At 67.1% G+C, this 11,967-nt stretch carries 10 protein-coding genes and 1 pseudogene; 7 read left to right on the top strand and 4 right to left on the bottom strand.

What is annotated here, in order from left to right; translation table 11 throughout:
- Positions 1-29: 29 nt before the first annotated feature.
- Positions 30-507 (bottom strand): annotated as a pseudogene (locus tag ACH49N_RS07790) (Lrp/AsnC family transcriptional regulator).
- Between the two features lie 271 nt (positions 508-778).
- Here ACH49N_RS07790 and ACH49N_RS07785 point away from each other — a divergent pair.
- The 4 genes from ACH49N_RS07785 to ACH49N_RS07770 all read left to right on the top strand — a co-directional run bounded on the left by ACH49N_RS07785 (position 779) and on the right by ACH49N_RS07770 (position 6,992).
- Positions 779-3,130, top strand: coding sequence for a transketolase-like TK C-terminal-containing protein (locus ACH49N_RS07785; protein ID WP_358271999.1), 2,352 nt, complete (start codon positions 779-781; stop codon positions 3,128-3,130).
- A 43-nt stretch (positions 3,131-3,173) separates the two neighbouring features.
- Positions 3,174-4,322: a 2-oxo acid dehydrogenase subunit E2 gene (locus tag ACH49N_RS07780; RefSeq protein WP_358272001.1), complete on the top strand. Its 1,149-nt coding sequence runs from the start codon at positions 3,174-3,176 to the stop codon at positions 4,320-4,322.
- A gap of 40 nt (positions 4,323-4,362) precedes the next feature.
- Positions 4,363-4,614: a DUF3263 domain-containing protein gene (locus ACH49N_RS07775; RefSeq protein WP_358272003.1), complete on the top strand. Its 252-nt coding sequence runs from the start codon at positions 4,363-4,365 to the stop codon at positions 4,612-4,614.
- A gap of 515 nt (positions 4,615-5,129) precedes the next feature.
- On the top strand, positions 5,130-6,992 hold the full coding sequence (locus ACH49N_RS07770; protein WP_358272005.1) for an acetolactate synthase large subunit: 1,863 nt from the start codon (positions 5,130-5,132) through the stop codon (positions 6,990-6,992).
- A 51-nt stretch (positions 6,993-7,043) separates the two neighbouring features.
- On the opposite strand, the gene ACH49N_RS07765 is transcribed toward ACH49N_RS07770, so the two are convergent.
- Positions 7,044-7,670, bottom strand: a complete 627-nt coding sequence (locus ACH49N_RS07765) for a TetR/AcrR family transcriptional regulator (protein ID WP_159918611.1) — start codon at positions 7,668-7,670, stop codon at positions 7,044-7,046.
- Between the two features lie 118 nt (positions 7,671-7,788).
- Here ACH49N_RS07765 and ACH49N_RS07760 point away from each other — a divergent pair, with 118 nt between their 5' ends.
- From ACH49N_RS07760 to ACH49N_RS07750, 3 genes are read left to right on the top strand one after another with little or no spacing between them, the layout of a single operon-like run.
- Entirely contained in the window at positions 7,789-9,414 is a 1,626-nt protein-coding gene (locus ACH49N_RS07760; protein ID WP_358272007.1) for an AMP-binding protein, read from the top strand.
- Complete coding sequence (locus ACH49N_RS07755; protein ID WP_358272009.1) at positions 9,411-10,220, top strand: enoyl-CoA hydratase/isomerase family protein; 810 nt, start codon at positions 9,411-9,413, stop codon at positions 10,218-10,220. The genes ACH49N_RS07760 and ACH49N_RS07755 overlap by 4 nt, the downstream gene beginning before the upstream one ends.
- Positions 10,217-10,975, top strand: a complete 759-nt coding sequence (locus ACH49N_RS07750; RefSeq protein ID WP_358272011.1) for an SDR family NAD(P)-dependent oxidoreductase — start codon at positions 10,217-10,219, stop codon at positions 10,973-10,975. The genes ACH49N_RS07755 and ACH49N_RS07750 overlap by 4 nt, the downstream gene beginning before the upstream one ends.
- 91 nt (positions 10,976-11,066) lie before the next feature.
- Here ACH49N_RS07750 and ACH49N_RS07745 read toward each other — a convergent pair whose 3' ends face one another.
- Both ACH49N_RS07745 and ACH49N_RS07740 read right to left on the bottom strand, forming a co-directional pair.
- Positions 11,067-11,429 (bottom strand): hypothetical protein, encoded by a 363-nt coding sequence (locus tag ACH49N_RS07745; protein ID WP_358272013.1) that lies wholly within the window; start codon positions 11,427-11,429, stop codon positions 11,067-11,069.
- The gene (locus ACH49N_RS07740) at positions 11,426-11,902 is read right to left on the bottom strand and encodes a hypothetical protein (protein WP_358272015.1); all 477 of its coding nucleotides are present in this window, start codon (positions 11,900-11,902) and stop codon (positions 11,426-11,428) included. Before ACH49N_RS07740 ends, ACH49N_RS07745 begins: the two co-directional genes overlap by 4 nt.
- Between the last annotated feature and the right edge of the window lie 65 nt (positions 11,903-11,967).

Below are 11,967 nucleotides of genomic sequence, written 5' to 3'. Positions count from 1 at the left end.
GGCGGCCTCAGGGAGTAGATGGACCGGTGTCAGTCGATGAGCTTGTCGACCAACGGTGCGATCCGGTAGTCGACCATCTCGCGCATGACCAGGGCGGTGGTCGTGCGTTTGACCCCCTTGATTCCGAGGATGTCCCCCGCCACCCGATACAGATCGTCGGCGTCCCGGACGGCGACGTGGATGAGGAGATCCGCGACACCGCTGAGGCCGAGGACCTCGAGCACCTCGGGAATATCGTCGAGCGCCGCCCCGACACGAGCCAGTTTGCGCTGGGTGACGTTGGTCAGGATGTATGCCTGCAGCGGGTAGCCGAGGATCGCCGGGTCGATGCGGCGCTCGAAAGTGCGCAGCGCGTGCGAGTCGTCGAGCTTGCCCATTCGGGCCTGAACGGTGTTGCGTGAGAGTCCTATCCGGTCCGCCAGGGCGATGGTCGTGGCCCGCGGCGACTCGGCGAGCGCGAGCAGTAGTCGGGCATCGATTCTGGTCTGCTTTGTGTGTGCTTGGCATTTTGCCAATTCCACCTTCCCTCGAGTGCCCTGCCGGTGTGCATTCTGCTCATCCTCGGCACCGACTATTGCGCAGGCGGCAAATTCCTGATCCACTGTTATAACAGGTGGGCGGCGGTCAGACCAGACCAGCACCGCCGCATTCCGAAACCGCATCCGACCGCACGCACCCGTCACCGGTCGAGCGGATTGCTCCTCGGCCACCCCGTCGGAGCCGTTCTTGTAGTTGCGCTCGTCCGCAGCGATTCGCACATGTGAGGAAAGAGAATCCGATGCACAACACCCTGCCCGTCGCCCCCGGGACCGCGACCCGCGTCGCAGAAGCCGGCGGTTCGGTGGACCTGGAGACACTCGAAGCGATCCAGCAGCGAGTGTTGTGGCTTTCCACGTCGATGATCCATCACGCCAACCGGATCCGGCCCAATCCCACCGGCCTGAAGGTCGGTGGTCACCAGGCGTCCTGCGCGTCGATGGTCTCGATCATGACCTCGCTGTGGTTCGAACAGCTCCAACCGGGTGACCGGGTGTCGGTCAAGCCGCACGCCTCCCCGGTGCTGCACGGCATCAACTATCTACTCGGGGAACTCGACGAGAAGTACCTGACCACCCTGCGCGAATTCGGCGGCCTGCAGTCCTACCCCAGCCGGTCCAAGGACCCCGACACCGTCGACTACTCCACCGGCTCGGTCGGCATCGGCGCCACCGCCCCGATCTGGGGGGCCATGGCCCGCCGCTACGTGCAGACCACCACCGGCGGGGCCGGGACCGGTCGCCAGTACTCCCTGGTCGGAGACGCCGAACTCGACGAGGGCGCGGTGTGGGAGGCGATCCTCGACCCGGGTATCGCCGACCTCGGCGAGGTGGTGTGGATCGTCGACCTGAACCGCCAATCCCTGGACCGAGTGATCCCGAACATCGCCGCGAACCGGTTGGAGAAGATGTTCGACGCCGCCGGGTGGCAGGTGATCACCGTCAAATTCGGCAAGCTACTCGAAGAGTTGTTCACCCGCCCCGGTGGACAGGCCCTGCGCACCCGGATCCTGGACATGCCCAACCCGGAGTACCAGCGGTTGCTGCGGTGCAGCGCCGACGAGGTCCGCACCCGCCTGCCCGGCGACGGCCCCGGAAGCACCGAGATCAGCGGCCTGATCGCCGGCCTCGACGACGCCACCCTGATTGCGGCCATCCGCAACCTCGGCGGCCACGACCTGTCCGCGCTGACGGCCGCGTACCGGCAGATCGACGACACCCGGCCCACGGTGATCATCGCCTACACCATCAAGGGTTACGGGCTTCCCACCCAGGGACACCCGCAGAACCACTCCTCGCTGCTGTCGGTCGAGGAATACGCCTCGCTCGCCGCCGATCTGGGCATGGATCCGGCGAAGCCGTGGGGCCGGTTCACAGCCGACTCCGCCGCGGGGAGGCGGTGCGCGAGTAACGCGGAGCGGCTGCGCAGGGACCCGGTCCAGAATGCGCCCGCGCTGACGATTCCCACCGACATCGGCCGCACCCCCAAGGGCACCGCCACCACCCAGGCCGCGCTCGGGCGGGTGTTGCTGGACCTGACCCGCGAGGCACCGGAGGCCGCGAAACGGGTGGTCACCGTCAGCCCGGACGTGAGCTCGACGACCAACCTCGGTGGGTGGGTCAACAAGGTCGGTGTGTGGTCCGCGTCCGAGCGTCGCAACTGGTTCGACGACGACCGCGAGACCATCATGCACTGGAATGAGCGGCCCACCGGGCAGCATATGGAACTCGGCATCGCCGAAACCAACCTGGTCGGACTGATGGGTGAACTCGGCGCCACCTGGAGCCGGTGGGGACAACCCTTGTTCCCGATCGGGGTGATGTACGACCCGTTCGTCGAACGGGCGCTCGAACCCTGGTCCTACGGCATCTACGCGGGCGGACAATCGATCCTGGTCGGCACCCCCTCCGGTGTCACCCTCGCCGCCGAAGGCGGTGCGCACCAATCGATTAAAACCCCGTCGATCGGCCTGGAACAGCCCGGGTGCATCAGCTACGAACCGGCCTTCGCGATCGACACCGAGTGGACCCTGCTGGCCAGCATCGGCCGGCTCGGCCGCCCCGACGGCACCTCCGCGTACCTGCGGCTGTCCACCCGCCCCGTCGATCAAACCATGGCCGCGGTGCCCACCGACCCGGCGGCCCGCGAACGCCGCCGCCGGCAGGTGGTGGCCGGCGGGTATCCGCTGGTGCGCCGCGACGGTGCCCAGGTCACCATCGTCGCCATGGGCGCGATGATCACCGAAGCCCTCGCGGCCGCCGATCGTCTCGCCGAACAGGGCATCCCCGCCGACGTCGTCTGCGTCACCAGCCCCGGGTTGCTGTTCGAAGCGATCCAGGCACGGCAGGGCCGCGGGCCCGGTGACAGCTGGATCCTCGACCAACTCTTCCCCGCCGATCGCGCGACCCCGATCGTCACCGTCCTCGACGGGCACCCGCACACCCTGTCCTTCCTCGCCGGCATCAACCACGTGCGCAGCACCTGCCTCGGGGTCAGCAAGTTCGGGCAGGTCGGCTCCCTCGACGACGTCTACCGCTACCACGGCATCGACACCGACAGCATCGTCCGGGCCGCGCTCGACATCCTCCCCTGACCACCGAGACCCGCACGCCCACAGGCCAGGAGCACACCACACCATGACAACCGAACAACTCGAAGGCACCACGGTGCGGATGCCGGCGCTCGGGGAAAACGTCGACGAAGGCACCATCACCCGGTGGCTCAAACAACCCGGCGACCGCATCGAAGCCGAGGAACCACTGCTCGAGGTTGCCACCGACAAGGTCGACACCGAAATACCGTCCCCCGTCGGCGGAATTCTCCAGCGTATCCTCGCCGACGAGGATGACGTGGTGACCGTCGGCGCCGAGCTCGCCGTCATCACCGATTCGTCGGACGGTGCGGCCGCCACACCGACACACGCTTCGCCGGTTCCTCCAGTTCAGGCACCGCCTGCGGTTTCGGCACCCACCGCAGCTGCGGCGCCTCCGGTTTCGGCGCCGACCGTTCCCCCGGCGCCGAAACCGGAATCCACCCCCGTTCCCCCGGCGCCGCGGGAACAAGCTGCTGCGGCCGGCTCCGTCACCGAGAAGCTGCCGCGGATACGGCGCACCATCGCTCAGCGGATGGTCGAGTCACTACAGACCTCGGCCCAGCTGACCACGGTCCTCGAGGTCGACGTCACCGCGATCGCCCGGCTGCGGGCCGCCCACAAGGACGACTTCCTCGGGCGCACCGGACTCAAGCTCTCGTTCCTGCCGTTCTTCGCCAAAGCCGCCGTCGACGCGCTCACCGAGCATCGGGTCCTCAACGCCTCACTGAACCCCGACGTCACCGAGGTGACCTACTACGACCACTGCCACCTCGGCATGGCCGTCGACAGCGAGAAGGGGTTGATGGTGCCGGTCATTCGCGATGCCCAGAACCTCGGGATCGAGGGGCTCGCCCGGGCGATCGCGGACAAGGCCGAGAAGGTGCGCACCGGAAAGATCACCGCAGACGAACTATCCGGTGGCACGTTCACTCTCACCAACACCGGTAGCCGGGGTGCGCTCTTCGACACCCCGATCATCAACCAACCCCAGACCGGCATCCTCGGTGTCGGTGCAGTGATCGAGCGGCTGATCCCGACACGGCAGGACGGCGAGCTCCGCATCGACGTGCGGTCGATGGCGTACCTGTCGATTTCCTACGACCACCGCATCGTCGACGGCGCCGACGCCGCCCGATTCCTCACCACCGTCAAGAACCGACTCGAAAACGGCTTCACCCCAAACGATCTCTGACAGGACACAGCACACCCTCGGGGGACGACAAGGAGACATGATGACCCGAGACGATAAGGCCATGCTGGCGTTCGCCACCAAATGGTCCCGATTCGGCGGAGGAGACGAATACATCCTCCCCGAGTTCGGCATCACCCCAGTCGTGTTCTACAAACGCCTACTCACGATGGTGACGTCCACCCTGATCAACGACGTCGACTTCGCGACCCGGACATACTTGAGGGACTTCTGCTCCGGCAAACTCGCCCGCCCGGCTTCAGGCACTGCCGCGGTGACACGCGTGGCCGTGTGATCCACACCGGTGGCCGCCCCACAATGGCGGCCACCGGTTGCCGGATAACTCGGTGCGAGAGAGTCTCTCCGAACATCTTCGGTGGATTACTCGTTCCCGGTTGGATCGGCAGATTCTTCTGCCCTGCCGACCCTGACGGCCGATCACGTTCAGTCCGCGGCAATTTCGTCCGGCAGCATCACCGGTGGGCAGGATGACAACCGGAATCCGAATCAGCATCAGCGTCGGCGTGCAGATTGCTCACTCTCATGGGTGCTGGTTGCCGGATCTGCCGGTCGCTGATTGACTGAGAACGCGCAGGCACGAGAAAGACACGCCGTTTCTCGATCGCCTACCGGGAGAGCTCACGAGGCCGGAGACCCGGACAACGACACCGCCGCACGGTTTTCGACGCATCGTAAACGGCGGGGTCCGACCCGTAACCGCAAACCGTGCGCACCATGTGCAGCACGGATCCGACTCGAGGACTTCTTGTGCAATCTTCTGTCTCCGCTCCGCAGCGAACCCTCCCGGCGATGTGCGACAGCGAGCCGCCCAGCCGGATTGCCGCAGCAGCCACTGCTCTCCCCGAACACCACCCGATCCGGGTGACGGGCGCCCAGGCGGTGGTGCGCTCACTCGAAGCGCTCGCCGTCGAGGTGGTCTTCGGTATCCCGGGCGGGGCGATCCTGCCGGTGTACGACCCGCTGATCGATTCCCAGCGGCTGCGTCACGTGCTGGTGCGCCACGAGCAGGGCGCTGGACATGCTGCCACCGGGTACGCCCAAGCCACCGGCAAGGTCGGAGTGTGCATGGCAACGTCCGGCCCGGGCGCGACGAACCTGGTCACCCCGCTCGCCGACGCGCAGATGGACTCGGTGCCGGTCGTGGCGATCACCGGGCAAGTGGGACGCGGCATGATCGGCACCGACGCCTTCCAGGAAGCCGACATCTGCGGTATCACCATGCCGATCACCAAGCACAACTTCCTGGTCACCGACCCCAAAGACATCCCCCGCACGCTCGCGGAGGCATTCCGCATCGCCGCCACCGGGCGCCCCGGCGCGGTGCTCGTCGACATCCCCAAAGACGTCCTGCAGGCCACGACCACCTTTTCCTGGCCGCCGGCGACTCACCTGCCCGGCTACCGGCCCGTCAGCAAACCACACGGCAAGCAGATCCGTGCCGCCGCCGACCTCATCGCCGCCGCGAAGGCGCCGGTCCTCTACGTCGGTGGGGGTGTGATCAAGGCCGAGGCGTCGGTCGAGCTGGCGCTGCTCGCGGAGCTGACCGGGATTCCCGTCGTGACGACGCTGATGGCCCGCGGAGCGTTTCCCGACAGCCATCGCCTGCACTACGGGATGCCCGGCATGCACGGCACCGTTGCCGCCGTCGCGGCGCTCCAGAAGAGCGACCTGCTGATCGCGCTCGGTGCCCGGTTCGACGACCGCGTCACGGGCGAAGCGGCCTCGTTCGCCCCCGGCGCCCGAGTCATCCACGCCGACATCGACCCCGCCGAGATCGGCAAGAACCGATTCGCCGACGTGCCGATCGTCGGTGACTGCAAGCAGACCATCACGGCACTGATCGACGTGATACGTTCCCGCCGAGGCCAAGGTCGACCAATCGACCTGACCGGCTGGCGCGACTATCTCGACGGGATTCGCCGGACCTACCCGGTCAGCTACGACCGCCCACGTGATGGAGCCCTGTCACCGGAGTTCGTCATCGAAGCTCTCGGCAAGGCTGCCGGTCCCCATGCGATCTATTGCTCCGGCGTCGGCCAGCACCAGATGTGGGCCGCCCACTACATCAGCTACGAAAAGCCGCGCACGTGGCTCAATTCGGGCGGTCTGGGCACGATGGGTTATGCGGTGCCGGCGGCGCTGGGCGCGAAACTCGGTGCACCCGACCGTGAGGTGTGGGCAATCGACGGCGACGGCTGCTTCCAGATGACCAACCAGGAACTGGCCACCGCCGCTATCGAGGGCGTCCCGATCAAGGTCGCCGTGATCAACAACGGAAACCTCGGCATGGTCAGACAACTCCAGGAAATTCACTACGGCGGCCGGTACTCGAACGTCGACCTGGCCACCCATTCGCGCCGCATCCCCGACTTCGTGCAGCTCTCCGAGGCACTCGGGTGCGTCGCACTGCGCTGCGAACGCGAGGAAGACGTTGACGCGGTGATCGCCCAGGCCCGGGCTATCAACGACCGCCCCGTCGTCATCGACTTCATCGTCGGTGACGACGCCCTGGTCTGGCCCATGATCGCCGCCGGCGCCAGCAACGACCAGATCATGGCGGCCCGAGGAATTCGGCCGCTGTTCGACGACACCGAAGAAGCCGCCGAGACAGCCACCATCCATGAACTGCTCGAGGGGATCGACGGCCACTAGAAGGCGGGATCGGAGGCCGGGCGGACTTACAGTATCCGCCGGTGAACGCCCTCAGTCGGTGCGAAGCAGGCCGTGGAGCAGGAGGTCGCCGAGCTCGCCGAAGGCATCGGCGGCGGACAGGCCGGTGCGCTCGAGGAGCACACCGGACTGGACGGCGTCGATCGCCAATGCCACCAGCTGGGCAGCGAATGCGGCGTCGGTGGCGCGGAAATGCCCGGCTTCGACGCCCTCGTCGATCAACTCGTGCACCCGCTGCGCGGCCTGCGCGGTATTGCGGCCGTAAATCTCCGCCGTCGGTGCGTACGACACCATGTCGTCGTAGAACGCCCGCGAGTTGCGGCGCATCGCCGAGGCGACGCCACCGAGATACGTCGTGATCCGTTTACGTGGATCGGACTCGTCGGCAACGGCGGCTTCGATCTCGTCCGCGGCGGCGCCGAAGAAGTGTTTGGTGGCGGCGATGACAAGTTGCTCTTTCGTCGACGCCACGCTGTAGAGGGTGGCCTTGGAGCACCGCAACCGCTGAGTCAGGTCGTCGACGGTGACCGACGTGAACCCCTCCGTCAGGAAGATCTCCTCGATCCGCGCGAGCAGTTCGTCCCGGCGGGCGGTGTCGACGCGTCGACGCCGCGGGGTGTTCAATGTCGCGCGGTTCGGCGTCGCTCCTGCACGTGCCATGCGGTCGAGTGTTCCACAATCCCGGACCCCTCGAATCCAGAGGGCTTCCCTTCCCGCCGCGTTTTGGGTACATTGCTAGGTACTTTATTACCTCATAGATTACCCGCTAGGAGTTGTCGTGTCTGTCGATGTCGACGCGCGAGTGCGCGAGATTCTTTCCTCGTATTCCGGCGAGGACGCGAACGTGGCGTGGCTGCTGTGTGATCAGCACCCACCCGAATCCCTGGCACTCACGATCGTGAACGAGGATCTGTCCACCACGCGACTGACCTATGGTGACCTCGCCGACTCCTCGACCCGCTTCGCGCAGGTGCTCACCGAGCGCGGGATCGGCCGGGGCGACCGCGTGGCGACCCTGATGGGCAAGGGCACCGACCTGGTCACCGTGCTGCTCGGCATCTGGCGGGTTGGAGCCGTCTACGTCCCGCTGTTCACGGCGTTCGCCGAGGACGCGGTGACCTCCCGCCTGACGAACTCGGACACCAAACTGGCCGTGGTCGACGCACAGTACCGGTCCAAGGTCGCTGCCAGTGATGGCTGGGAGGTGCTGGTGGCCGGCGGCGCCGAGGACGGTCTGACCGCGGCCATGGCATCGGTGAGCACCGCGGCCCGGCCGTCCGTCGCGGTCGGTGGCGACGGCCCGCTGGTGCACATGTTCACCTCGGGCACCACCGGCACCCCCAAGGGCGTCGTCCATCCGGTCCGCTACATCGCCGGGTGGCAGAGCTACCTCGAAAACGCACTCGCCGTCGGGGAGGACAGCGTGTTCTGGTGCGCGGCAGACCCGGGATGGGCGTACGGGCTCTACACCGCGGTCATCGCGCCGTTGGCCGCGGGAGTTCCCACCATCCTGACCCGCGGCGGCTTCTCCGCCGCCTCCACCTGGCAGGTGCTCTCCCAGTTGCAGGTCACCGACTACGCCGCGGCACCGACCGTGTACCGGGGCCTGCGCGCCGAACCATATTCGCGGCCCGACACACTCGCGTTGCGCCGCCTCTCGAGCGCGGGTGAACCGCTCACCCCCGAGGTGAACCTGTGGGCCGAGAAGGAACTCGGCCTACTCGTCCACGACCACTACGGACAGACCGAACTCGGCATGCCCGCCGGATTTCCGCACCACCCCGACCTCGCGGTCCCGGTGGTCGCCGGGGCCATGGGAGTCGCGCTGCCTGGATGGGAGCTGACCGTCCTCGACAACGACCGCGACGAGCCCGCACCCGCCGGCACCGTCGGGCGGCTCGCGGTGGTGGTCGCCGACAGCCCGCTGATGACCTTCACCGAATACGCGGCCGGACGCGGCGACGCCGGCCGATTCACCACCGACAAGAACTACTTCCTCACCGGCGACACCGCCGGCATCGACGCCGACGGAATCCTGCATTTCTCCTCCCGCGACGACGACGTCATCATCATGGCCGGTTACCGCATCGGACCTTTCGACATCGAATCCGTTCTCGCACAGCACCCGGCCGTGCGCGAGTGCGCCGTGGTCGCCGCACCCGACGAAGTGCGCGGGGAAGTGATCGAGGCCTTCGTCATCCGGAAAGCCGAGTCCACCGCCGCCGAGGAGGAGCTGGTCCGCGAGCTGCAGCAGTGGGTCAAGACCAAGTACGCCGCTCACGCCTACCCGCGCCGGGTGCATTTCGTCGACACCCTTCCCAAGACCCCGAGCGGAAAGATTCAACGGGCCCAGCTCCGCCAGCAGCGCCGAGCGGAACTGGCCCGACAGGAAGCACACTCATGACCGACACCCCCTCACCACTGGTCGTGACCCAGCACGGCCCCACCCGCATCCTCACCCTCAACCGCCCCGACCGGCGAAACGCCCTGAACGACACCCTGATCGAGGCACTCGACACCGCGCTGTCCGCCGCCGAGACCGACCGCGACACCCGAGCCGTCGTCCTGCGCGGCGCCGGCAAGAGCTTCTGCGCCGGCGCCGACCTCCAGCATTTTCTTAACCTGCACTCCCGCGGGCAAACCCCACTCGGCTTCCTGCGCAAGGTTTCGGCCCTCGCCACCCGACTCGAGGCCAGCCGGTTGCCTGTCGTCGCAGCGATCCACGGGCACGCCGTCGCCGGCGGACTCGAACTCGCGCTCGCCTGCGACGTCGTCATCTCCACCCCCACCGCACTCATCGGGGACGGCCACGTCCGCAACAACCTCCTTCCCGCCGGCGGCGCCAGCGTGCGCCTGCCCCGCAAGGTCGGCGACTCCATGGCCCGCTGGCTTGCCCTGACCGGCGCATTGCTCCCGGCGACCGAACTGTCGCACACCGGATGGCTGCACGCGGTCGTCGACCACGACCACCTGCACACCGCAGCCCTGACCGCCGCCACCGAACTCGCCGAGCATGCCGGCCCCGCCCAATCCGCCTACAAAACGCTGCTCGCCGACCTCACCGGGCTCGACGACACACGCGGCCTCGCTCATGAACTCGACGCCTTCGATGCCCACTGGCAGGCCAGCGACGTCCCCGCCGCCCTGAACAACTTCCTCCACGGCAAAACCACCACCAACTCCCTTCCCGCCCCGACAGGAACACGATGAACCGCTACACCGATCAGGTCGTCCTCGTCACCGGCGCAGGACAAGGACTCGGTGCCGCCATGGCACACCGGTTCGCCGCCGAAGGCGCCACCGTCGCGATCGCCGAGATCAACGACACCGCCGGACAAACATTGGCCGCCGAGCTGACCGCCCGCTACGGCCGCCCAGCCACCAGCCACCCCGTCGACGTCGCCTCCGCTGACCAGGTGCAAAACTGGGTCGACACCATCGCCGACACCCACGGACGAATAGACGCCCTGATCAACAATGCCGGCATCATCCGCGACAACCGGATCGAGAAGATCACCGTCGAGGACTGGCACGCCGTCATCGACGTCTCACTCACCGGATCGTTCCTCTGCGCCCAAGCCGTCCTGCCACACATGCGCGCCCGTACCTACGGACGGATCGTGTCATTCAGCTCGATGAGCTGGCGCGGGAACTTCGGCCAAGCCAACTACGTCGCCGCCAAGGCCGGCATCGTCGGCCTCACCCGCACCATCGCCCTCGAAGCCGCACGCGACGGCATCACCGCCAACGCCATCGCCCCCGGACTCATCGAAACCCCGATGCTCGCCTCCATGAACGGACCCGCCCGCGACAAACTCGTCTCCAAAGTCCCCCAAAAACGCACCGGCGACCCCACCGACATCGCCGAAGCCGCCGCCTACCTCTGCTCCCCCGCCGCCGGCTACGTCAGCGGCATCGTCCTCGACGTCGACGGCGGCCTCGGCATCGGATCCTCCATCCGATAGCTCCGATCGAGCGCTCACCAGCGCCTGGGCTGGGTGGGCGCCACCACTCTCAGCCCATCACCCGGAATCCGACTCGACAAAGAAGCCATGCCTATTCGGTTTCTTTCGGGTGCCCGGGCTCGCAGCGCTCGAGCAGGACCCGGCCGGCGACCTTGTCCCCCCTCGGAGCCGGATCGAGGAAGAACCAGATCCGCCCGCCGTTGGTCACTTTGTACTGGTAGCGGGCGAAGTTACGTCCGTTGTACCTCCCGTAGGCATAGTCGCCTTTGAGCTGATACAGCCGCGGCGTCTGCACTGTCGGTTCCCGGGTGAGGGTGTCCCACGTGTCGACCGTGGCGTTGCGGGCAGTGGCCAGCAGATCGGTCCACCCTTTCTCCGCATCACGCGTGGCGAACACCAGCTGCCATTCGGTACGTTTGGCCGGACGAGGAACCGCTCCGCCCTTCTTGCTCACGCGTCGCGGCCCGGTTCCGTGACCACCTCAGGAACGTCGAGGTACTCCAGATCGGAGCCGTCGGCGGTCAGGCGCGGGTCGGCATACGCCTCCGCTGTGGCCTGCCATGCCTCGAGCAGAATTCCGAGCCGATCGAAGCGGGCCACCGCGATGCAGGCCCGCGCGATGTCCTGGAACTCGGCGATGAACTCCGCGTGCAACCCCGCCGGCAGCAACCCGATCCACGGCAAAGCCACCGCAAGGCGGGTGGCGACCCGATCGAGCGCCGCCTCGTCCAGAGAAGCAGCGAAGAGCTGCCCGACCACGCCGAGGGTGCTCAATTCCGCGCGGCTCGCCGATTCCTGGGTCAACCGCAAAGCCGGAGCGTTCCGACGCGTCAGCACCACCTCACCAGTGTCCTCGAGAACGCCGAGTACCTCCTTCGGTGCCCTCAAGAAATCGGAGAACGTGGTGGTGGCCGGCGACTTGCTCATACCTACCATTACATCAGAACTAGTTCAGATATTCCACCTCGTCGGGAGTTACCCAGGCCCACCCG

The sequence above is a fragment of the Rhodococcus sp. NPDC019647 genome, from assembly GCF_044389235.1.
Classification (GTDB): Bacteria; Actinomycetota; Actinomycetes; order Mycobacteriales; family Mycobacteriaceae; genus Rhodococcus_F; species Rhodococcus_F oxybenzonivorans.
Note: the sequence above shows the minus strand (reverse complement) of the source record. Positions and strands in the feature narration are given on the sequence as shown.

Coding starts and splice junctions, on each gene's coding strand:
- ACH49N_RS07785 (WP_358271999.1), top strand. CDS start 779: ATGCACAACACCCTGCCCGTCGCCCCCGGGACCGCGACCCGCGTCGCA.
- ACH49N_RS07780 (WP_358272001.1), top strand. CDS start 3,174: ATGACAACCGAACAACTCGAAGGCACCACGGTGCGGATGCCGGCGCTC.
- ACH49N_RS07775 (WP_358272003.1), top strand. CDS start 4,363: ATGACCCGAGACGATAAGGCCATGCTGGCGTTCGCCACCAAATGGTCC.
- ACH49N_RS07770 (WP_358272005.1), top strand. CDS start 5,130: ATGTGCGACAGCGAGCCGCCCAGCCGGATTGCCGCAGCAGCCACTGCT.
- ACH49N_RS07765 (WP_159918611.1), bottom strand. CDS start 7,670: ATGGCACGTGCAGGAGCGACGCCGAACCGCGCGACATTGAACACCCCG.
- ACH49N_RS07755 (WP_358272009.1), top strand. CDS start 9,411: ATGACCGACACCCCCTCACCACTGGTCGTGACCCAGCACGGCCCCACC.
- ACH49N_RS07750 (WP_358272011.1), top strand. CDS start 10,217: ATGAACCGCTACACCGATCAGGTCGTCCTCGTCACCGGCGCAGGACAA.
- ACH49N_RS07740 (WP_358272015.1), bottom strand. CDS start 11,902: ATGAGCAAGTCGCCGGCCACCACCACGTTCTCCGATTTCTTGAGGGCA.